Here is a 20,540-nt window from a genome sequence, read left to right as displayed (position 1 = left end):
GCCTATTTCATGATCGACTGGACGGCGGCGACCACATCCGCCGGCTGGACGAGCCAGGCGTCCTCCAGCGGCTTGGTGAAGGGGACCGCCGAATAGGGGGCGCCGAGGCGGCGCACGGGGGCTTTGAGTGCCCCGAACAGTTCCTCCTGGATGGTCGCGGCGATCTCCGCGCCGGGGCCGAAGCTGCGGACGGCTTCATGCACCACCACGGCCCGTCCGGTCTTGCGGACGGAGGCCAGAACCGCCCCCCTGTCCCAGGGAGACACGGTCCGCAAGTCTATGATCTCAGAGGATATTCCCAGACCTTCCAACGTCGCGGCCGCCGCCTGGCAGACCAGCACCATCGAACTGTAGGAGATGAGGGTCACGTCCGTCCCCGCCCGGTCGATGCGCGCCTTGCCCAGCGGGATCGGTCCCTGATCCACCGGCACCTCTCCCGGTGCGAACAGGGTCTTGCCGGTTTCGATGATGATGCACGGATCGGGATCCGCGATGCAGGACAGCAGCAGCCCCTTGTAATCCGCCGGATTGGAGGGACAGACCACCTTGATCCCCGCCGTGTGGCAGAACCATGCCTCCAGATGATCGGCATGTTGGCCCGCCGTCTGGAAACCCGCGCCGGTCAGGGTGCGGATGGTGATCGGCACCGCGCTCTGCCCGCCCGACATGAAGCGCAATTTGGCCGCATGGTTCACGATCATGTCCATCGCGACGGTGGTGAAGTTCATCAGCATGATCTCCGCCACGGGCTTGTACCCGCCCAGCGCCGCGCCGATGGCCGCACCGATGATCGCCTGCTCCGCGATCGGGGTGGACTTCACCCGCTCGTCCCCGAATTTGGTCGACAGGCCGCGCGTGGTGCCCATGACACCGCCGCCCTCCCGGTCAGCCACATCCTCGCCGAACACCAGCACCTTCGAATCCTTCTCCATCGCCTCGAACAAGGCGGCGGAGACGGCCTGCTGGCCCGTCATCGTGATGGTCTCAATAACACCGCTGCTCATGCCGGAATCTCCGTAGCGAAAACGTCGCGGCGCAGTTCCTCGACGGATGGAAAGGGGGATGCGAGGCCGAATTCGATGGCATCGGCCACCTCCGCCTCAATCCCGGTTTGCAGGGCCGCGAGCTGCTCCTCGCTCGCAATGCCCTGTTCGATCAGGTGGGCACGGAAGGCGGGCAGCGGGTCTTTCGCCAGCGCCTCCGCCTTCTCCTGATCGGTCATATATTTGTCCTGATCGCCGAAGACATGGCCCATGAAGCGGAAGGTCTTGCACTCCAGCAGGGTCGGCCCCTCCCCCTCCCGCGCGCGGCGGATCGCCTCGTGCGCGGCGGCGTACATGGCATAGGGGTCGTTGCCGTCCACCGTCTCCCCCGCGATGCCGTAACCCGCCGCGCGGGTGGAGATGAATTCACAGCCCGTGCCATTTTCATACCGGGTATGTTCGGCAAAGCCATTGTTCTGGCACACGAAAATCACCGGCAGTTTCCACACGGCGGCGAGGTTCAGCGCCTCGTGAAACGCGCCGATGTTGGAGGCCCCGTCACCGAAATAGGCGATGGAGACCCGCTTCGACCCGTCCAGCCGCGCCGCCCAGGCAAGGCCATTGGCGATGGGCATGGAAGAACCGACCACGCCCGTCGTCACCATGATGCCGAGTTCAGGATAGGTCAGGTGCATCGGCCCGCCCTTCCCCTTGCACGTGCCGTCCACGCGGCCCGCAATCTCCGCCCATAGCGGGCGCAGCGGCATGTCCTTGGCCACCATGTCGTGGATGCCACGATAGATGGTGCAGATGGTGTCGTCCCTGGTCAACTGCGCGGAGATGGCCGAGGGGATCACCTCCTGCCCGCGCGCCGAATAATAGGGCATCCGTAAGCGGCCCAGCTTGATCTGGCGTCGGGTGGCGTCGTCGTTGCGCTCGATGCGGATCATCCGGCGGTAGATGTCGAGGAGGATGTCCGGCGTGGGGGTCGGGGTGTTGGGGTGGGTTGTCATGGTGGCCTCTCTGGGAATTGCGCTCCCCGCCGGCTTGCTGGCGGGGCGGGGGGGGGGGGCCAGCGCATCATTCGAGAGCAACAGCGACCTTGCGGCCGCTTGCCCACCCCTAACCCCTCCCGCAAGCGGGAGGGGGACAAGGGTTACATCGGGACCGGCGCGCCGCGGCCCATGTATTCGGACAGGACGCGGTGGAAATTGGTGATCGCCCGCTCCTCCTCCGGGCTGGGGCGCATACCGGTGAAGCCGCGCGACTTCATCCCCTGCTGCACCGCGCCCATGTTGGAGAAATCCTGGCACAGCACCTTGCGCCAGCTTGCCTCGTCGATGTCGGGCTTGAAGAGATTGTCCGGCCTTGGCTCCTGCCCCTGCGGGTAGAGTTCCAGCGTATAGACCTCGAAAATACAGCTATCGGGGTCGAGGCCATGGGGCCGCGCACGGTAGCACAGGGCGAAGGTCGGCCCTTGCAGGATCACCGTATTGGGGAAGATGTGCCAGTCGTTGCCCGCCGCCGCGATATGGGCGGGGTCGATCTGCGGCCAGACCACGCCGCGCTTTGCATCCTCCTCGATGGTGCGTTTCATGAGGTGCATCTGGACCTGCTGCGCGGGCGTGCCCTCCGGCAGTTCCACCTCCAGCCGGTTGGCGACGTCCACCATCGTCTGGGTCGTGGTGGCGTTCACCTCCTCCCAGATCTGGTTGATCGAGTGCTTCAGGCCCTCGCGCATGTCCGCTGCGCCCGATGCGCCGCTGCTGGCCCCGCCCACGCCCTCCCGCGCGGCGGACCCGAAGTTGCCATGGATGCCGCGCGCCTCGCTCCATGTCGCCTTGGCGCTGTATTTGGTGAGCTGCGGGTGGGTGCCGACGACATGATAGCCCTCGTTGAACGCCTCTATCGCCACCTTCCAGTTGCAGGGGAAATAGAGCCACTGGCGCCAGCGATAGCGCATCCGGTCGAGCTGGAACGGGTCCAGCATGGTCGCCGCCGGTTCCAGATAGTCGCGCAAGGGGGCGCAGTCCGGGTCCATGTTGATGAACACCCAGCCGCCCCATGTATCGACCTGCACCGTCTTGAGGGGGATGTCGTCCCGGTTGAGCCTGCCCTCCCACGCGTCCTGCCGGACGATCTCGACGCTCTGGCCGTCCAGATCCCATTTCCAGCCGTGGAATTTGCAGGCGAACCGCTTGGCATGACCGCAGCCCTCGGTCAGGCGGCGTCCGCGATGCTGGCAGGCGTTGTAATAGGCGGCGATGCGATCCGGCGCGACGCGGGTGACGATGATCGATTCGTCGATGATGTCATAGGTGACATAGTCGCCGACCTTCTCGATCTCCTCCACGCGGCAGGCGGCCTGCCACACTTTGGGCCAGAGCCGGTCGCCCTCCTCCCGCGCATAGGCGGCGGAGGTATAGGCCTCGTTGCCGATCACCACCGGCCGTTCCGCCAGCGGGCGGTCGGTGGCGGGCGCGCGGCCGGTCTGTGTCATCGCGGTCATGGACCCTTGTCCTTCTCCTCGGCCGCGCTTCCCCATCGGCGCGCTGGCGGCTTGTCTGCCGCTCTATGGCGCGTGGCGCGGCGGCTGGTAAACGCCGCGCCGGGGCATTGTCAGTTCAGGACCAGTCGGACCGCTACAGGAGACAAGAGCGGCCCGGTCCGGGCGGGTCAGGCCGCCTGATTGTCCAGATTGGCGGCATGTTTCGCCGCGACATAGCCGAAGGTCATCGACGGGCCGACGCTGGCCCCCGCGCCCGGATAGACGCCGCCCATCGGCGATGCGGTGGACACGCCGGTGGCATAGAGGCCGCCGATCACCGATCCGTCCCCGCGCAGGACGCGCGAACGGCTGTCCGTCACGATGCCGCCATAGGTGGACACGTCCCCCGGCACCACTTCGATGGCGTAGAAGGGGCCGCGCTCGATCCGGCCCAGCGCGGGATTCGCGCCGCCCAGATAGGGGTCGCCCAGCCATGTGTCATAGGCGCGCGCACCGCGCCCGAAATCCTCGTCCACGCCCTTGTCGACAAAGCCGTTCCAGCGGTCGATGGTGCCGCGCAGCGTCGCCGGATCGACGCCGATCAGCGCGGCCAGTTCCTCGACCGTGTCCGCCTGCTTGAGGTAGCCCGCGTCCGTCCACGCCGTTGGCACGCCCTTGCCGATCACACTGCCGGCGACTTCATAATCCTCCGCGAAACGCCGGTCGAAGATGCCCCAGCTCGGCACGGCGGGGACGGTGCGGTTGCGTTCCAGCATGGTCTGGCAATAGAGTTCGTAGGAGCCGCCCTCGTTCAGGTAGCGCACGCCCGACTGGTCCACCAGGATCGCGCCCGGCTTGCCGGTGATGCCCTGCGCCGGGGGCTTCACATACGCCTTGTCGAAGCCGGGCGCGCGGGTGGTCTGGTAGCCGACCATCTGGTCCATCTGGGCCAGCACGCCGCCGATCCGCTCCACCTCGACATGCAGGTCGCCGGTGTCACCCTCCGGCGTGTTGGACCATGCCGCCTGCGTACCGGGCATATATTTGTCGCGCATCGCCTGATTCTGCGCAAAGCCGCCCGCGTTGACGAGGACGCCCAGCCGCGCGCCGATCCGCACCGTCTTGCCATCCTGCTGTGCGATCACGCCGACGACCTTGCCGTCCTCCACGATCAGTTCCGTCACCGGCGTTTCGACCCGGATGTCCACCCCGGCCTTCAGCGAGGCCTTGAGCATACGGCCCTGAAGCGCCGCGCCCGCCGAGGTATAGTTTTTGAAGGTCAGCTTGCCGATGATCGTGCGGATGACGATGTCCCGGTACAGCTTGGCCATCGCCTTGCTCTTGCGCCGGAAATTGGACTTCATGCCGTCGTCGAGCTTGACCGGGAAGGGCGCAAAGCCGGGGCGCACCTTCTTCTCCCACGCGCCCAGTTCCTTGAGGTTGAAATATTTGGCGGTGACGCAACGGCTGGTTTTGCAGCCGCCGGGCAGTTCGTCATAATAGTCCGGCCAGAATTCGGACGCGCGCTCCAGCTCCACCCCCTGCGACACGATGAAATCGAGCATCTTGGGCGCTTCATTGACATAGGCGAGGCGCTTTTCATGGCTGGTGCCGGGAAAGTCGCTGTCGTCGCCCACCACGGCGTCGAGATAGGTGATCGCCTTCTCCGCGCTGTCCTCACCGGGGTTCATGAAGCGGTTGTTGGGAATCCACATCACGCCGCCGGACTTGGCGGTGGTGCCGCCGACGAACTTCGTCTTTTCGAGGATCAGCACCGATTTGCCCGCCTGCCGCATGACCAGCGCGCCGCTCATCGAGCCTGCGCCGCTGCCCACGACCACCCAATCGAAACTCTCGTCGAAACCGCTCATCTATCCGCTCCCTGGGCCAGTCCCGGCCGGCGTTCCCGCCGCCATAATGATGGGCCTTCATTTCCTAACCTTGCTGTCTTTGCAAGCGTCTACACCCATGGAGTTGCAAATCGCGGGTGCGTGGCTAGTACAGCGCCTGCCCGGTTACAGCCTGCCCGGTGACAACAAAGCGAGCCATCATGTCCGACACCGCCCTGCCCACCTTCAAGACGATCCTGCTGGAACGGCGCGGGCGGCTGCTCGTCATCACCTTCAACCGGCCGGACCAGATGAATGCGGTCAATCTGGAACTGCATGACGAACTGCCCGATGTCTTCTTCTTCGCGCAGGGCGATCCCCATTCGGACGTCGTGCTGCTGACCGGTGCGGGCCGCGCCTTCTCCGCGGGCGGCGACCTCGACCATATCCAGCGCAACGCGGACAATCCCCGCCTGTTCGACCATGAGGCACGGCAGGCCAAGCGGGTCATCTCCGCGCTGCTGGACATCGAAAAGCCGGTCGTGTGCCGGATGAACGGCCATGCCGTCGGGCTGGGCGCGACCATCGCATTGATGTGCGACATCATCTTCGCCAGCGACAAGGCGAAGATCGGCGATCCGCATATCCATCTGGGCCTGGTCGCGGGCGATGGCGGCGCGGTCATCTGGGCGCAGCGGATCGGCCTGACCCGCGCCAAGGAATATCTGCTGACCGGCGACCTGATCCCCGCCACGAAGGCGGCCGAGATCGGCCTGATTAACCATGCCGTGCCGCTGGACGCACTGGACGAGGCCGTGGACGCCTTCTGCGACCGGCTGCTGAACGGGGCGACGGACGCGATCCGCTGGACCAAGATCCTGACCAACATGGAATTGAAGCGCACCGCCCATGCGTTGATGGACGCGGGCATCGCCTATGAGTCGCTCAGCGTCCGCACCGCCGACCATCAGGAGGGCATCGCGGCCCTGCGCGAAAAGCGGGCGCCCAAATTCGGCGGGTAAGGGTGGAGGGGGCCGCATGGCCCCTCCCCACCCTGCATCAGCGTGTCAGCGCGCGGCGATCTTCGCCACGGCTTCCTCATGGGTCACGCGGTCGCCAAATTCGTTGAAGATGACGGTGTAGCTGTTGGCGGTGTCGGCGGCGTCGCATGGCGTGTTGGTCGCGGAGGCCGCGCCGAACGCTTGCAGGAACGTGCCGATATTGTCCGTCTCGATATCGTAGACGGCGAGATAGCCGTAGGAGACGGGCGCGAGGAGCGGGACCGCCGCCTTGTACCGCTGCGCGCCGACCACGCCCTCGCGCGAGACGACTTCGGGCAGGTGGACATTCTGATACCAGTCGTTGAATTCCTCGTCCCGGCCATCGACGGGGTTGGTCAGGGCGATCATCTTGAACTTCGACATGCATCTCTCCTTCACGGGGCGTCAGGCAGCGGCGGGTTCGCCCACCGGCTGACCGACCGGGGATGCCGCCTTGTGAGAGCGGTCGAGCCGTTGTGCAAGATGGTCGCGATATTTGGCGACGCCGTCCTCCTTCACCGCGCCATAGCCCGCGATGAGGGCGGGCGCGGCGGCGATCTCCTGCGCCACCGGCAGCGACGCCGGTGTCACCGACTCCGCCACGGACAGGATCAGGGCGCGATACTCGCCGATCAGCGCGCGTTCCATGCGCCGTTCCGCACAATAGCCGAACGGGTCGAGCGCCGTGCCGCGCAGCCCCTTCAACCGCCGCAACAGGCCGAAGACGCGGAGCATCCATGCCCCCACCTGTATCTTGCGCGGGCGGCCCGTCTTCGCATCGGTGCCGAGCGGCCAGAACCACAGCGGCGGGGCGAGGTTGAGGGTGAGGCGGAAATCGCCCTCGAACGTCTCCGCCAGTGACGCCTTGAACGCCGGGTCGGTGTAGAGGCGCGCGACCTCATATTCATCCTTGTAGGACATCAGCCGGGCGAGTTGCCGGGCGACCTCGATCAGCAAGGGTTCGGTGCCGGTCAGGCCCCGTGCGTCCAGCCGCGCCTGCACCTGCCCGATGAAGGCGCGGTACTCCGCCGCCCAGCGATCATCCTGCCACGCGGCCAGATGCGCGGTGCGGCTGTCCAGCATCGCGGCGAGGGTCGGCGGCGGGGTGGCATCGTGCCGCTCCGTCCCCGCCATGGCGAACAGCGCGTCGGCGTCATGCGCCGCCAACCGCCCCAGCGCGACGGCGTCGAGATTGGCCTTCACCGCCACGCCGTTCAGCCGCACCGCCGCCTCGATGGACGCCAGCGAGACGGGCAGCAGGCCCTTTTGCGCCGCGAAGCCGACCATCATCAGGTTGGTGAAAATGGAGTCGCCCAGCAGGCGCGTTGCCAGCGTGGTGGCGCGGACCGTATCGGTGCGATCGACCGCGATCCGGCGCGCCACGGCCGTCAGGAACCGGGTGGCGGCAAGGTCCAGCGACTGGTTGGTCTGGAACTCGCCGGTCGGGGCGACATCCTCGTTCGCGACCATGATCGTATCGTCATGCGCGGTGGCCAGCACGTCGGGCGCGGACGCGACGATCAGATCGCAGGCGATGATGAGGTCGGTCTGGCCGATGCCCAGCCGCGCGCTGGGGATGGCGTCCACATGCGCGCCGATGCGCAGGTGGCTGGTCACCGCCCCGCCCTTTTGCGCCATGCCGGTCATGTCCAGCACCTTGGCCGCCTTCCCCTCCATATGCGCGGCCATGGCCAGCACCGCGCCGACGGTCAGCACGCCGGTGCCGCCGATGCCCGTCACCAGCATCGCGTGACTGCGCCCCGCCACATCCACCACCACCGGGTCCGGCAGCGCGGCCAGGGTTTCGGCGAGGCGGCCCATGTCGAAGGCGCGCTTCGCCAGCCGCCCCCCGCTGACCGTGACGAAGGAGGGGCAGAAGCCCTTCACACAGCTGTAATCCTTGTTGCAGGTCGACTGGTCGATGGCGCGCTTGCGGCCGAACGCCGTCTCCACCGGCTGGATCGACAGGCAGTTGGACTGCACCGAACAATCGCCGCAGCCCTCACAAACCGCCGTGTTGATGAACAGGCGGCGGTCGGGGTCGGGATGCTCGCCCTTCTTGCGCCGCCGCCGCTTCTCGTTGGCGCAGGTCTGTTCATACACGATGGCGGAGGTGCCCTGCCCCGTCCGCAGGTCGCGCTGCACCGCGTCCAGCGCGTCGCGGTGGAGGATGCGGACGCCCGCGGGCAGATCGCCCGGACGGAAGCGCGTGGGGTCTTCGCTGACCAGCACCACCGGGGAGACGCCCTCCACCACCAGTTCGCGCACGATCTGCTCCGGGGTCAGCGCCCCCTCGGCAGGCTGGCCGCCGGTCATGGCGACGGCGTCATTGTAGAGGATCTTGTAGGTGACGTTGCTCTTTGCCGCGACGGACGCGCGGATCGCGAGCAGGCCGCTGTGCGTATAGGTGCCGTCGCCCAGATTCTGGAACATATGGGGCGTGTCGACGAACCCCTGCGCCGCGACCCACGGCATCCCCTCCTGCCCCATGGAGACGGTCTGCATCGTGCGCCGTTCGGGCATATAATGGGCAAGGCCATGGCAGCCGGTCGCGCCCATCGCATGGCTGCCGTCCGGCACGACGGTCGATGTGTTGTGCGGGCAACCGGAGCAGAAATAGGCGGGGCGGATCGCGGTGAGGGACAGTTGCTTCGCCGCCCCCTCCTGCGCGCGCAGATGCGCGTCGCGCGCCCGCGCCTCGTCCCCCAGCAGACCCGCAGCCTCCAGCCGGCGGACCAGCGCCCGGCGGATCGCGCCGGGGTCCAGCACGCCGACTTCCGACAGCAGCGGCGTGCCGTCCGGCGCGGTCTTGCCGGAAAGGCGCGGCGCGTTCGCCTGTCCATAGAGGGCGCGGGCGATCTGATCCTCGATGACCGGGCGCTTCTCCTCCACCACCAATATCTCCGCACTGCCCCGGCAGGCGTCGCGGAGGAAGGCGGTGTCGATGGGCCAGACGAGGCCGAGCTTCACCACGGACAGGCCCATGGCCCGGCGCCGGTCCCCGTTCAGCCCCCGGTCGTCCAGTCCCAGATCGACCAGCGCCTGGCAGACGTCGAGCCAGCTCTTGCCCGCCGTGACGATGGTCAGCCGCCGGTCGGGCGCGTCATGGCTGATCCGGTCGATGCCGTTGAGCGCGGCGAAGGGGGCGACGAGCGGCAGGCGCTGCTCGACCACCGCCGCTTCCTGCTGGAGCGCGGACAGGGCGAGGCGCAGGTTCGGCGAGGCGCCGGGCGCGACGTCGGGACGGTGGATCGGGAAACCATGGCCCGGCAGGGTGACGGTGGTGGTCAGGTCCAGCGTGTCGGTGATCGCCTTGATCGCCACATAAAGGCCGCTGGCCCGCGACAAGGCCCAGCCGATCTGACCATAACGCAGGATTTCGTCCGTGGTGGCGGGATAGAGCACCGGGACCATCGCGGTCATCAGCACATGTTCGGACTGGTGCGCGGTCAGCGAGGATTTGGCGGCATGATCGTCACCGCACAGCAACAGCGCGCCGCCGTTGCGATGCGTGCCCTCGAAATTCGCGGCCTTGATCGCCTCGCCCGCGCGCTCCACGCCCACCCCCTTGGCATACCAGAGCGCAAAGACGCCATCGACGCGCGCCTTGCCATACCAGTCCAGTTGCTGGGTGCCGCGCAGGCTGGTCGCGGCCAGTTCCTCGTTCAGGCCCGGCTCGAATTGTATGTCGTGCCCGGTGAGCAGCGTCTCCTTCGCCCACAGTTGCGCGTCCAGCGTGGTGATCGGCGACCCGCGATAGCCGGTGACATAGCCCGCCGTCGTCAACCCCGCCGCCCGGTCCCGCCGGGACTGGTCGAGGAGCAGGCGCACCACGCCCTGAAGGGAGGACAGCAGCACCTGCCCCGTCTCCTGACTATATTTATCGTCCAGCGTTACGACCGACCTGGTCACGAAACATCCTCTTGGCCATGAACCCAGGAGCATAGAGGCGCGCGCGCAAATTCCATTAGACCGCCACGCCCATCCACTTGACCTGCCCAGCACTTGACCGGCCGAGGAACCCCGCCCTACCCTCCCGCCCAAAGGAGAGGATCGGCATGGCAGAGGAAACGGTCGTTCGCGGACGGCACGGCGCACGCTGGCGCGTGGTGCAATGGGCGACGGGCAATGTCGGATCGCGCGCGCTGCGCCGGGTGATCGAGCATCCCGACCTCGAACTGGTCGGCGTATGGGTGCATGGCGCGGCCAAGGTGGGCAAGGATGCGGGCGAACTGGCGGGCACGGCCCCCACCGGCATCCGGGCGACGGGCCGCATGGAGGACATTCTCGCCCTGCGGGCCGACTGCGTACTCTATTTCCCCCATGTCATGAATTATGACGAGGTGGTCCGCATCCTGGAATCCGGCGCGAACATCATCACCACCCGCACGGAGTTCCAGAACCCGGCGACGATGGACCCCGCGATCCGGGCGCGGGTCGAGGCCGCCTGCGCCAAGGGCAACAGCAGCATCCATGGCACCGGGTCCAGCCCCGGCTTCATCACCGAGGCGATGCCGATCGTGCTGACCTCGCTCCAGCGGAGGCTCGACTGCCTGACCATCTATGAGTTCGCGCCGTCCGAGTCGCGCAATTCGCCGGAGATGCTGTTCGGCTATATGGGCTTCGGATCGAAGCCGGACGGGCCGAACCGGGCGATCCTCGATTTCAAGCGGGAGACTTTTTCGGGCACGCTGAGCCTGATCGCGGACGCCATCGGCCTGCCGCTGGACGAGATACGCGCGACGGGGGCGCTGGGCATCGCCCGCAACGATGTGCATATCATCGCGGGCACGGTGCCCCAGGGGACGGTGGCGGCGACCAAGACGACCATCGAGGGGATGCGGGACGGCAAGCCGTTGCTGCGTATGGTCGCCAACTGGTCCGTCTCCTCCGACGTGGACACGACCGACGGGGAAGAGTGGGAGTTTCGCGAATCCGGCTGGCGCGTGGTGGTGGAGGGCGATTGCCCGATGAAGATCGACATCGTCTTCCCCGTCGCGCCGGACGATTATGCCGCCATGACCCCCGGCCTGACCGCGCATCGGCCGGTGAACATGATCCGCTATGTGTGCGAGGCTCCTGCCGGCATCCGCACGACGGTGGACCTGCCGCAGGTGATCGCGCAACTGGGCTAGGCGCTGCGCGTCATTCCGGCGCAGGCCGGGATGTCCGTCGGCAGGGTGCACTCGACCGCAAACGATCCCAGCCTTCGCCGGGATGACCTATCGGTGTTTGAGGGGCGCACTTCGGCAAGGGCGGCGTTGTGGTGATGGCCCGCCGCCCGCCCCCCCCCCCCCTTATTGCAGCAACTGCCCCTCGCTGGTGTAGCGGGCATAATCCTGCTGCACCGCATCCTCCGGCGCGCAGGTGCGGAATTCGCGCGGGTTCACGGCGAAGACGCGCTTGAACATGCGGCTGAAATGAGCGGGACTTTTGAAACCGACGCCATAGGCGATCTCGCTGATCGAAATGTCGCGCGGTTGGGAGGATGACAGCCACAGCCGGGCCTTCTCCAGCCTCTGCTCCCAAACCAGTTCGGAGAAGCTGGTGCCCCTGAGCCGCAGCAGGAAGGACAGGTAACGGGGCGAAATGCCGCATCCCTTCGCCACCATGCTGGTGGAGAGATTGGGGTCGGACAGATGCACCTCGATAAAGCGCAGCACGTCGACCAGCCGCCGGTCGGCGACCGTCTGGCGCGCAGGCGCGCCCGCCTCCTCCGCGCGGATCGCATGGCCGACGATGGTCAGCGCCGCATCGACCAGCGTGCGGGCCGAGGCATCGCTCAGCAGCTCCTCGTCGCGAAAGACGCTGGTGAGGATCTTCTGCGCGATCGCCACCTCGCGCCGGTCGCCGGGCAGGAACAGGGCGCTGGCGATGTCGGTGGCCAGGAAACCGCGCAGGATATGGGTGGGCACGGTGACATGCAGCACCTCATGCATCGCCTCCGCATCCGGCTGGCACTCGATCAGGAAGGGCGACATGGAGCGGGTGACGATGAAATCGCCCGGCGCCGCCGTGCGGCTGCCCGCCTGATCCGAAAAGACGAGGCGACCGCGCTTGACGAACCACAGCACCGACAGGTCGGTCGCGTCGTCGCGGATATGGCGGCGGGTGCGGCGAAAGAATTGCCGCGCGGAGGATTTGAGCAGGATGATGGAGCATGGTCCCACCGCCCGGCGCTCCGCCCGCACGTCGATGGCCGAGCCATCCTCGATCCAGAAGTCGCCGCAATAATATTCCTGGTTGCGCTCCCCGCGAAAGAGCGCCTGTCCGTCCCGGTAGTTTTTCGTGTCCAGGCAAAACAATGTTTCAGCCATGTCTGTCTCTCCAGCCGGGCAAACAAGGATGCTTGCGGCCACGCGTCCGGTGGCGTTTCCCGTACAGTCAATTTACGCGCTTCCGGGCGGAGGGATGTGCAGCAGGCGCAGGGCCATCGGCATTTGCTGCCAGCGTCAAAAGCGGGGGTGTATTTGCGCTTGGACAGGATGGCGGCGCGCGCGATATCCTGTGGCGGAACGGCGAAAGGAACCCGCAATGCCCGTCCTCACTCTGATCGCGCTGGCGGCGGCGGCGCCCGTTCCCCTGCCCGCCTGCACCCATGGGCCGGAGCGGCGTTTCCTCCGCCTCAAGCAAGTGCCGCCGGGCGCGGTGGCGGCGATGGGCATGACCATGGCGGAAAAGGGAGAGCCGTTTCAGGCGACGGACGCCCTCACCCGCCCCGCCCTGCCGCGCAGCCGGTTCGTGAGCGCGGTGCAGCGCGGATGCAGGCTGACCCTGTCCTATGAGCAGGGCGGCATCGCCCACCGCTGGTCCCGCATCGTGCTGATACAGGGACGGACGGGATGGACGGTCGGGGGATAAAGCGGGAGCCTTGGCGCTTTGCGGTGACACCCGCACCATGCCCTCTGGCAGGGGGTGAAGGGGTGCGGATCGTCGTCGGCCTGACGAGCCTTGGGGTTTGACGTGCTCCCCAAGGCCCCGACCGGCCGGCCGCATCAGGGCTGGGCGCGGCCCTTGCGGCTGAGGCGCCATTCGGGCGGATAGGCCTGATCGCGCGCCTTCACGACATTGTTGATGCCCTGATCGAACACGCCATTGCCCAGGTTCAGATCCTCCGCCACATCGTCCGTCATCGACGGCAGCACGCCCTCGACAAAGCCGGTCAGCAAGCTGCCCATATATTCGCCCTTGTGCTGCTTGTAGAGTTCCAGGAACGTCTTCTGCACCACCACCACGTCGAGCGGGCGGGTCAGTGAGCAAGCCTTCGCATATTTGGCCGTTTCCGCCTCCAGATGGTCGCGCGGCACCACGCTGTTCACGAAATTGCAGTCGGCCATTTCCTTTGCGGTGAAGGGCCGCCCGGTGAACAGCATTTCGCTGAACTTGCGGATGCCCATCATCTCCGCCCATTGCCACAAGCGCGGTCCCCAGCCCGCATAGCGGAACGCCGGATGGCCGAAGAGCGCATCGTCCGATGAGATAATCATGTCCGCATCCGCGCATTGATAGAAATGCCAGCCATAGCAATAGCCCTTGGCCTCTATGATGCTGATCTTCTTGAATTCCTGAAGCGGGCGATTGCCCGACCGCGCCTTCGCATAATAGTCGGTCAAGCCGTGGAGGTAGCGAAAGGAGGTGTGCGGCGGATATTGGACGTCCGGGTCGTCAATCTCCAGATCGGGCAGGAAATTGCTGTCCTCATTGGGGTTGAGATAGAGGTCGCCATGCTCCGGCAGGTCGCCGCCCGTGCCCAGATCCTCCCCCTCGCCCCGGATCACCAGCACCTTCACATCATTGTCGATGTTGGCCATGTGGACATAATCCGCGAACAGCATCCGCATGCCGATGGTCGCCGTGTTCGCCTTGCCCGGCCGGTCGAAGGTCAGGGTCGCGATCTTGGTCGCCTTGTCCTTCTCGTACCGGATGAACTGGCGCGCCGCCGCCCGATGTTCTGCTGCCGTCGTCATGCGATCCTGTCCCGTCTGTCTGGTCTGATGCGGGGACGCTGCCATAGGGGTCGCCGCCCCGTATTGGCATTTCATGCATGGGTTTCGACATTGGACGCGGCGGCCATTCGCTGATAGCCTCTCATGCTGTACGGACACTTCCAACGGACCGGGCACCACGCCGGGGCGACAGGGGAAGGCCGCAGATGCAGGAGGCGGGGATGCAGGGAACCGGGATGCAGGAGGGTGAACTCTTCTTCGGGCTGAACGGTCCGCTGGACGCGGTTCCGGGCCATGGCCAGTGCCGCGCCGCCAACTTCACCGGGTTGCAGGATTATGCCAGTGCGCAGGGGCGCGACGCCCGTCGCATCCTCGAACGGCATGGCATCGAACCGCGCGTGATCGGCGACCCGGAAAGCCATGTCCCCTGCCAGTCCATCGCCGACACGTTCGAATATTGCAGCACCCTGTTCGACGATCCGCTGTTCGGCCTGCATCTGGGGCAGGCGCAGGATGCCGACGTGTTTGGCTGCGTCGCCGCGCTGTGCCGGTCCGCACCGACGATGCGCGACGCCATGGCCTGCGTCGTCGATTATCTGCCCGTGGTCCACTCGCCCGAAGCGTCGGTGGAACTGATCGAGGGGCCACAGGTCGCGGAACTGCGCTGGGGCGCGAACATCGACCTCGGCCTCAACGATCAGGCGCATTTGCAGGCGCTGGTCCTCAACCTGAAACTGCTCCGCATGGTCGGCGGGCCGGGGTTCGACCCCAGCTATGCGAAGCTGACCGTGGAGACGCGCGCCCGTGACATGGAGGAGATCGAGCAGATCGCCGCCTGCCGCGTGCACGCCCGCGCGGGGATCAACGCCATCGGCTTTCCCGTGCAGGCGCTCGACCGGCCCATCGCCAGCGCCAACCGGCTGCTGTTCCGCCTGCTGGGCGGCTATCTGGCCCGGTTGAAGCAGGCGAACAGCGCGACCATCGCCGCGCGCGTGGGCAGCTATATCCGTGGCGCCCTGCCCACCGGAAGCTGCTCCATCGAACGCTGCGCGCAGAAGCTGGGCTTTTCCGTCCGCACCCTGCAAGGGCGGCTGGCCGCGCATGACGTGAAATTCTCCGACCTGGTCGAGGGCGAGCGGGAGCGGCTGGCGCGCATCTATCTCCAGACCCCGTCCATGAGCCTTGAGGAGATTGCCGAGCGGCTGGGCTATGGCGAGCAGACCAGTTTCGGGCGCGCGTTCAAACGCTGGACCGGGGTGACGCCGCAGCGGTTCCGCACGGCGCATTAGAGCCTGCTGACGTCAGATTGACCCACCTCGTCCTTGCGCGTGGAGCGAAGCCATGACGATCCAAGGGACAATATGCTTCAACGGGGATTGGAGGGGCTGACGGCGAAAGCGACTGTTCTCTGCCGTTCCTGCCCAGCCCGTTCGTCCTGAGCGTGTCGAAGGACGAACGGAGGCTGAGAATCGGCCGCCGCCATTGCCGCCTCCACCATAGCGCGAACCTTGGACTAAAATCGGCAGTTCTGGCGACGAACCTGAAAATCGCGATCAACTCTTCTGAACCCTGTCGCCCTGCCCCGGAAGCGGATGGCGGCCAGAAACAGGCGAGGGTCGCGGGATGCAGCATATTTTCGGATTGATCGACGAGCATAATCATCTCGACAGCGGCGCGCACGCCCTGTGCGATCTGGTGGCGGCAGCGCCCCGGCCCGACGCGGCCTATGACGCGCTCAACAGCTTTCGCCACGCGCTCAACGCCCATCTCGCCGCCGAAAAAACTGTTCCTCGACGGGGAAGATGTGACGGGCCGCCGGGCGTTCGCCCGCGTCGCCGCCGAACAGGACGGCCGCTTCACCGACTTGGTGCAGGAATGGGGCCTCTATCTCTCCGAATGGAGCGAGAAGAATATCCGCGAGGACTGGGGGAGCTTTGCGAAGGCGACCCGGTGGATCATGGGCCGCCTGCGCGACTATATGCGGATGGAGAATGACTGCCTCTATCCGCTGGCGCTGCGCCACGGGCTGATCGCGCTGCGTCCATAGGCGGCCTGACGCCCTGCGCGGCCGGCGGTCGGGTCAGCCGGGCATCTCAAAATGCTCCATCGACCCGCCGGTCGCGAAGCCGCCGATCAGCGCGCGCAGTTCCTGACATTCGGGCATCAGATTATAGGCCTTGTGCGCGTCCATCGACTCCCATGCGACGAGCAGCATGAAGGCGTCGGGACGCTCCACGCCGCGACCGCACTGGACGGAGAGCACGCCCGGCACGCCCTGCAACAGCGGCACGCCGCGCGTCGCCATAGCGTCCTGAAACCCCTCTTCCGATCCCGCCCTGATGGTGAAATCCGACCGTTCGACCAGCATATCCGTGCCTTTCCTATCCTGTTCGTCGCGATGCGCGGTCAGGCGATGTCCGCCAGCGCGACCCAGCGCCGATCCGCGCTGGACAGGCGGATCGCCTCCTGCACGCGCTCGACATCCCATGCCTGCTGAAAGTCCGGGGCGGCCCGGCCCTTGCCCTCTATCGCGTCGACCATGGAGCGCATCGCCAGCGCCATGGGATAGGAAGGCGGAACCGGCGCGGTCCAGTCCAGCCCGATGCCCTCGGCGCTCTTCAGCCGGTCCGGGATGGCCACCTCTTCCAGCGCGCCGCCGACCCGACCCGCGCTGATCCGCGTGTCGCGCGGCGTGGGGAAACTGGGCGCGGTCGTCACGACCCGGCCCTTCGACCCGAACACGTCAAGCAGCCAGCCCTCGCCCAGCGTCGCGTTCCAGCTGATCTGGAACTGGAGGGTCAGCCCGCTTTCGAAGCGGATCAGGGCGTTGGCGAAATCGTTCGTCTCCGGCACGATCGTCTCCCCCGTCGGCGCGGTCCAGACGTCCAGCAATTGCCGATCGTCCGCCACCAGTTCCGCGACGGGGCCGAAGATGTGGAGGAGGACGTGCAGCGCATGGCTGCCGAGATTGCGCACGGCCGAGACGCCCAGCCCCCCTTGCGCGAACCAGTTGTACGGGAATTGCAGGATCAGCGGGTTGAACAGCGCCATGTTGAAATGGAGCGTGCCGCCGAACGGCTGGCCCAGATCGCCCGCGTCCACCATCTCCTTCATCAGGCGGATGGCGGGCACCCATTGCGACAGGGCGTCGACCACGCCCACCTTGCCGCTGGCCTGCCAGGCCCGGTGCAGGTCGCGGGCGTCGTCGATATTCGCGGCGAAGGGGATGCCGTTATAGACATGCTTGCCGCCCGCAAAACAGTCCTGCACCATCTTGTGGCGCAGCGAGGGGCGCGTGCCGCAATCGACGATATGGATGTCCGGGTCGGCGGCCATCGCCTCCGCGCTCCAGAAAGGGCGCGCGATGCCGAACTTCTCCGCCGCCGCCTCCGCCGTTTCCTGCCGGGACGTGCAGATGCCCGTCACCTCGACCCCCGGCAGCGAACGCCAGGCGGGGAGATGGGCAAAGGCGCCCCAGTTGGCGCTGATGATACCGACCTTGAGCGTCATGGCTTCCTCTTCCCGTGGTGCGAAAATGCGTAGCTATGCTGTGCGGGCGCGGCTGTTTTCCTGGGAGTGCGGCTGCCCATAGTTCGCCGCCCCGAACATGATCCGGGATGACGGGACAAATCCCCCGCCACCGGATAGGCCGCATAAACCAACGGGCGGAGGATGATCCCCCGCCCGCCTGTCATCATGCCGATGCTGCGATGCAGATTACTCGATCGTACCGAGGACGGTGCCGACTTCGTAGGTGCCGCCGGCTTCCGCGCTGATACGCAGCGTGCCCGCAGCAGGCGACTCGACCTCGTTGGAGGACTTGTCCGCCTCCAGCAGGAACAGCGCCTGCCCCTCGGTCACGGTCGCGCCGTCGGCCACCAGCCACTCGGCCAGCGTGCCCTCGTTCATCGAAAAGCCGATCTTCGGCAGAATGATTTCGGTTGCCATTGCTGATTATCCTTTGACGAGTTTCGTGGCCGCATCCGCGATCTTGGCCGCGTCGGGCAGATAAGCCGATTCCAGCGGCTTGGAAAAGGGGACGGGCGTGAAAGCCGCGCCGACGCGCACGACGGGGCCTTTCAGCTTGCCGAACAGCTTCTCCTGAACCACCGCCGCGATTTCCGCGCCGACGCCGAACGGCGTCACCGCCTCATGCGTGACGATCAGGCGGCCGGTCTTGGCGACGGAGGCCAGGACGGTTTCCTCATCCCACGGCTGCACGGTGCGCAGGTCGACGACCTCCGCGCTGATGCCAGCCTCGGCCAGCGTCTTGGCGGCGGTCAGCGCCTCGTTCACCATGCGGGAATAGGTCACGATGGTGACGTCAGTGCCTTCCTGACGGACCCGCGCCTTGCCCAGCGGCACGCGATGGCCGGTCTCGGCGGGCGGGAACGGCGTCCAGTAATTGGGCATCGCCTCGATGAACAGCACGGGATCGGGATCGTCGATGGCCGAACGCATCAAGCCATAGGCGTCTTCCGAACAGGATGGCAGAACCACCTTCATGCCCGCGACATGGCTGAACCATGCCTCCCAGAAGTCCGAATGCTGGCCGCCGGTGCCGAAACCCGCGCCGGTCATGCAGCGGATCACGATGGGGACATTGGTGTGGCCGCCCGACATGTAGCGAAGCTTCGCCGCATGGTTGACGATCATGTCCATCGCGACCGTGGTGAAGTTCATCATCATGATCTCGGCGACCGGCTTGTAGCCGACCAGCGACGCACCGATGGCCGCACCGATGATCGCCTGTTCGGAGATCGGGGTGGACTTCACGCGATTGTCGCCGAAACGGCTCGACAGGCCCTTGGTCACGCCGGACACGCCGCCGCCTTCCGGGTCGGCCACGTCCTCGCCCAGAATCAGCACTTTCTCGTCATCGGCCATCGCGTCGGCCAGCGCCTGATTGATGGCCGCAACGACCATCACCGGCTTCACGGCAGTGTCGGTATCGCTCATGCGACTTCTCCATAAACATCGGTGGTCAGTTCGGCGACATCCGGGAATTCGGCTTCCCAGGCGGCGTTGGCGGCCTCTTCGATCTCGGCCTGGATGTCGGCCTCGATCTTGGCCAGCGCGTCCTCGGTGGCGGTGCCGTCCGCGATCAGCTTGGCCCGGAAGCGCGGGTACGGATCGTCCGCGATCGCCTGCTTCTTGACGTCCTTGTCCATATATTCGTCCTTGTCGCCAAAGACATGGCCGTGGAAGCGATAGGTCATCGCCTCGATCAGGGTCGGGCCTTCGCCGGCACGGGCGCGGGCGACCGCTTCGGCCATCGCATTATACATGGCGATGGGGTCGTTGCCGTCGACATGGATGCCGGGCATGCCATAGGCGATGGCGCGGTCCGCGATCTTCTCGACCGACGTCGCCTTTGCATAAGGCGTATGCTCGCCAAAAGTGTTGTTCTGGCACAGGAAGATCACGGGCAGCTTCCACACCGACGCCATGTTCAGCGATTCGTGGAAGGCGCCGATGTTGGACGCGGCGTCACCGAAGGTCGCGACCGCGACGCGGCCATCGCCCGAAAGCTGCGCGCCCCAGGCCAGACCGTTGGCGATGGGCATGGACGAACCCACGATGCCCGTCGTCACCATCACGCCCTTTTCAGGGTAGGTGAGATGCATCGGGCCGCCCTTGCCGCCGCAGCTGCCGGTCTTGCGACCCGCGATTTCCGCCCACAGATCCTTCAGCGGCAGGCCCTTCGACAGAAGGTCATGGATGCCGCGATAGATGGTGCACAGATAATCCTGATCGGTCAGGTTCACGAAGGCGGCGGCCGGAATGACCTCCTGCCCGCGATAGCTGTAATAAGGGATGAAGAGCTTGCCGCCCGTCACCATCTTGCGCGTATAGTCGTCATTGGCCTTCAGCAGGGCCATGCGGCGGAAAATCTCGACTTGCGTGGGGCCGTCGGGGCCATTGGGGATCGTCATGGGTCGCTCTCTCCAGAACTTCGCGGCGAGCCGCCTGCCTACCGTTCCCCCGCCACAGGACAACCGGAAATCCTCACTATCCTGGCGACAGCGCGATTATCGTCCCGACGATGGAGCGGCAAAGCTGCTCTCCTCTCGCCTCGTATCCAACAGGGCTGTCCAGTCAAGAGGCGGATGCTAAACATAGTCAGTGTGAGGGGGTGTGGCGGAGAGGCAGGATCGTCCCGCCATGGACATTTTGTCACCGAACGATCAGGCTCGCCCACCTGTCATTCCAGAGGGCGATGACCGACCGGCACCCTGTCAGGGGGCAAGGAG

Annotated in this window: 18 protein-coding genes; 5 read left to right on the top strand and 13 right to left on the bottom strand. The window is 66.2% G+C overall.

Going from position 1 to position 20,540, the window contains the following annotated elements; all coding sequences use genetic code 11:
* Positions 1-2 precede the first annotated feature (2 nt).
* The 4 genes from LWE61_RS18205 to LWE61_RS18190 form a co-directional block, all read right to left on the bottom strand.
* Positions 3-1,004 (bottom strand): alpha-ketoacid dehydrogenase subunit beta, encoded by a 1,002-nt coding sequence (locus tag LWE61_RS18205; protein ID WP_234152080.1) that lies wholly within the window; start codon positions 1,002-1,004, stop codon positions 3-5.
* On the bottom strand, positions 1,001-1,996 hold the full coding sequence (locus tag LWE61_RS18200) for a thiamine pyrophosphate-dependent dehydrogenase E1 component subunit alpha (protein ID WP_234152079.1): 996 nt from the start codon (positions 1,994-1,996) through the stop codon (positions 1,001-1,003). Before LWE61_RS18200 ends, LWE61_RS18205 begins: the two co-directional genes overlap by 4 nt.
* 143 nt (positions 1,997-2,139) lie before the next feature.
* Positions 2,140-3,492, bottom strand: a complete 1,353-nt coding sequence (locus tag LWE61_RS18195; RefSeq protein ID WP_234152078.1) for an aromatic ring-hydroxylating oxygenase subunit alpha — start codon at positions 3,490-3,492, stop codon at positions 2,140-2,142.
* Between the two features lie 167 nt (positions 3,493-3,659).
* Entirely contained in the window at positions 3,660-5,342 is a 1,683-nt protein-coding gene (locus tag LWE61_RS18190) for an FAD-dependent oxidoreductase (protein WP_234152077.1), read from the bottom strand.
* A gap of 179 nt (positions 5,343-5,521) precedes the next feature.
* Between LWE61_RS18190 and LWE61_RS18185 the strand changes: the two genes are divergently transcribed.
* Complete coding sequence (locus LWE61_RS18185; RefSeq protein ID WP_234152076.1) at positions 5,522-6,322, top strand: enoyl-CoA hydratase/isomerase family protein; 801 nt, start codon at positions 5,522-5,524, stop codon at positions 6,320-6,322.
* A 45-nt stretch (positions 6,323-6,367) separates the two neighbouring features.
* On the opposite strand, the gene LWE61_RS18180 is transcribed toward LWE61_RS18185, so the two are convergent.
* Together LWE61_RS18180 and LWE61_RS18175 are read right to left on the bottom strand one after the other, a co-directional pair.
* Complete coding sequence (locus LWE61_RS18180) at positions 6,368-6,724, bottom strand: DUF4286 family protein (RefSeq protein WP_234152075.1); 357 nt, start codon at positions 6,722-6,724, stop codon at positions 6,368-6,370.
* A gap of 21 nt (positions 6,725-6,745) precedes the next feature.
* A complete protein-coding gene (locus LWE61_RS18175) occupies positions 6,746-10,252 on the bottom strand; it encodes an indolepyruvate ferredoxin oxidoreductase family protein (protein WP_234152074.1) in 3,507 nt (1,168 codons plus the stop codon).
* 146 nt (positions 10,253-10,398) lie between these two features.
* Between LWE61_RS18175 and LWE61_RS18170 the strand changes: the two genes are divergently transcribed.
* Positions 10,399-11,475, top strand: a complete 1,077-nt coding sequence (locus tag LWE61_RS18170; RefSeq protein ID WP_234152073.1) for an NAD(P)H-dependent amine dehydrogenase family protein — start codon at positions 10,399-10,401, stop codon at positions 11,473-11,475.
* A gap of 162 nt (positions 11,476-11,637) precedes the next feature.
* On the opposite strand, the gene LWE61_RS18165 is transcribed toward LWE61_RS18170, so the two are convergent.
* Complete coding sequence (locus LWE61_RS18165; RefSeq protein WP_234152072.1) at positions 11,638-12,657, bottom strand: helix-turn-helix transcriptional regulator; 1,020 nt, start codon at positions 12,655-12,657, stop codon at positions 11,638-11,640.
* A 217-nt stretch (positions 12,658-12,874) separates the two neighbouring features.
* Here LWE61_RS18165 and LWE61_RS18160 point away from each other — a divergent pair, with 217 nt between their 5' ends.
* Positions 12,875-13,201: a hypothetical protein gene (locus tag LWE61_RS18160; RefSeq protein WP_234152071.1), complete on the top strand. Its 327-nt coding sequence runs from the start codon at positions 12,875-12,877 to the stop codon at positions 13,199-13,201.
* Between the two features lie 134 nt (positions 13,202-13,335).
* Here the strand turns inward: LWE61_RS18160 and LWE61_RS18155 are convergent, their stop codons facing one another.
* Positions 13,336-14,307, bottom strand: a complete 972-nt coding sequence (locus LWE61_RS18155; protein WP_234152070.1) for an enoyl-CoA hydratase/isomerase family protein — start codon at positions 14,305-14,307, stop codon at positions 13,336-13,338.
* 200 nt (positions 14,308-14,507) lie between these two features.
* Between LWE61_RS18155 and LWE61_RS18150 the strand changes: the two genes are divergently transcribed.
* The gene (locus tag LWE61_RS18150) at positions 14,508-15,575 is read left to right on the top strand and encodes a helix-turn-helix transcriptional regulator (RefSeq protein ID WP_234152069.1); all 1,068 of its coding nucleotides are present in this window, start codon (positions 14,508-14,510) and stop codon (positions 15,573-15,575) included.
* A gap of 437 nt (positions 15,576-16,012) precedes the next feature.
* Positions 16,013-16,333, top strand: coding sequence for a hypothetical protein (locus tag LWE61_RS18145; protein ID WP_234152068.1), 321 nt, complete (start codon positions 16,013-16,015; stop codon positions 16,331-16,333).
* A 33-nt stretch (positions 16,334-16,366) separates the two neighbouring features.
* Here the strand turns inward: LWE61_RS18145 and LWE61_RS18140 are convergent, their stop codons facing one another.
* From LWE61_RS18140 to LWE61_RS18120, 5 genes are all read right to left on the bottom strand, one after another.
* Positions 16,367-16,654, bottom strand: coding sequence for an antibiotic biosynthesis monooxygenase family protein (locus LWE61_RS18140; protein WP_234152067.1), 288 nt, complete (start codon positions 16,652-16,654; stop codon positions 16,367-16,369).
* 38 nt (positions 16,655-16,692) lie between these two features.
* Positions 16,693-17,796, bottom strand: a complete 1,104-nt coding sequence (locus LWE61_RS18135) for a Gfo/Idh/MocA family protein (protein ID WP_234152066.1) — start codon at positions 17,794-17,796, stop codon at positions 16,693-16,695.
* A 207-nt stretch (positions 17,797-18,003) separates the two neighbouring features.
* Positions 18,004-18,234 (bottom strand): lipoyl domain-containing protein, encoded by a 231-nt coding sequence (locus LWE61_RS18130; protein ID WP_234152065.1) that lies wholly within the window; start codon positions 18,232-18,234, stop codon positions 18,004-18,006.
* 6 nt (positions 18,235-18,240) lie between these two features.
* Positions 18,241-19,245: an alpha-ketoacid dehydrogenase subunit beta gene (locus tag LWE61_RS18125; protein ID WP_234152064.1), complete on the bottom strand. Its 1,005-nt coding sequence runs from the start codon at positions 19,243-19,245 to the stop codon at positions 18,241-18,243.
* Positions 19,242-20,222 carry a thiamine pyrophosphate-dependent dehydrogenase E1 component subunit alpha gene (locus LWE61_RS18120; RefSeq protein ID WP_234152063.1) on the bottom strand — a complete coding sequence of 327 codons (981 nt, stop codon included), beginning with the start codon at positions 20,220-20,222 and terminating at the stop codon, positions 19,242-19,244. The genes LWE61_RS18125 and LWE61_RS18120 overlap by 4 nt, the downstream gene beginning before the upstream one ends.
* Between the last annotated feature and the right edge of the window lie 318 nt (positions 20,223-20,540).

The organism is Sphingobium sufflavum, assembly GCF_021403115.1.
GTDB classification, from domain to species: domain Bacteria; phylum Pseudomonadota; class Alphaproteobacteria; order Sphingomonadales; family Sphingomonadaceae; genus Sphingobium; species Sphingobium sufflavum.
This window is presented reverse-complemented; position numbering and strand designations above follow the sequence as displayed.

Excerpts from the sequence above, each read along its gene's own strand:
- LWE61_RS18180 (WP_234152075.1), bottom strand. The coding sequence starts at position 6,724 with ATGTCGAAGTTCAAGATGATCGCCCTGACCAACCCCGTCGATGGCCGG.
- LWE61_RS18200 (WP_234152079.1), bottom strand. The coding sequence starts at position 1,996 with ATGACAACCCACCCCAACACCCCGACCCCCACGCCGGACATCCTCCTC.
- LWE61_RS18170 (WP_234152073.1), top strand. The coding sequence starts at position 10,399 with ATGGCAGAGGAAACGGTCGTTCGCGGACGGCACGGCGCACGCTGGCGC.
- LWE61_RS18120 (WP_234152063.1), bottom strand. The coding sequence starts at position 20,222 with ATGACGATCCCCAATGGCCCCGACGGCCCCACGCAAGTCGAGATTTTC.
- LWE61_RS18130 (WP_234152065.1), bottom strand. The coding sequence starts at position 18,234 with ATGGCAACCGAAATCATTCTGCCGAAGATCGGCTTTTCGATGAACGAG.
- LWE61_RS18125 (WP_234152064.1), bottom strand. The coding sequence starts at position 19,245 with ATGAGCGATACCGACACTGCCGTGAAGCCGGTGATGGTCGTTGCGGCC.
- LWE61_RS18135 (WP_234152066.1), bottom strand. The coding sequence starts at position 17,796 with ATGACGCTCAAGGTCGGTATCATCAGCGCCAACTGGGGCGCCTTTGCC.
- LWE61_RS18205 (WP_234152080.1), bottom strand. The coding sequence starts at position 1,004 with ATGAGCAGCGGTGTTATTGAGACCATCACGATGACGGGCCAGCAGGCC.
- LWE61_RS18165 (WP_234152072.1), bottom strand. The coding sequence starts at position 12,657 with ATGGCTGAAACATTGTTTTGCCTGGACACGAAAAACTACCGGGACGGA.
- LWE61_RS18195 (WP_234152078.1), bottom strand. The coding sequence starts at position 3,492 with ATGACCGCGATGACACAGACCGGCCGCGCGCCCGCCACCGACCGCCCG.
- LWE61_RS18185 (WP_234152076.1), top strand. The coding sequence starts at position 5,522 with ATGTCCGACACCGCCCTGCCCACCTTCAAGACGATCCTGCTGGAACGG.
- LWE61_RS18190 (WP_234152077.1), bottom strand. The coding sequence starts at position 5,342 with ATGAGCGGTTTCGACGAGAGTTTCGATTGGGTGGTCGTGGGCAGCGGC.
- LWE61_RS18150 (WP_234152069.1), top strand. The coding sequence starts at position 14,508 with ATGCAGGGAACCGGGATGCAGGAGGGTGAACTCTTCTTCGGGCTGAAC.
- LWE61_RS18140 (WP_234152067.1), bottom strand. The coding sequence starts at position 16,654 with ATGCTGGTCGAACGGTCGGATTTCACCATCAGGGCGGGATCGGAAGAG.
- LWE61_RS18145 (WP_234152068.1), top strand. The coding sequence starts at position 16,013 with ATGACGCGCTCAACAGCTTTCGCCACGCGCTCAACGCCCATCTCGCCG.
- LWE61_RS18155 (WP_234152070.1), bottom strand. The coding sequence starts at position 14,307 with ATGACGACGGCAGCAGAACATCGGGCGGCGGCGCGCCAGTTCATCCGG.
- LWE61_RS18160 (WP_234152071.1), top strand. The coding sequence starts at position 12,875 with ATGCCCGTCCTCACTCTGATCGCGCTGGCGGCGGCGGCGCCCGTTCCC.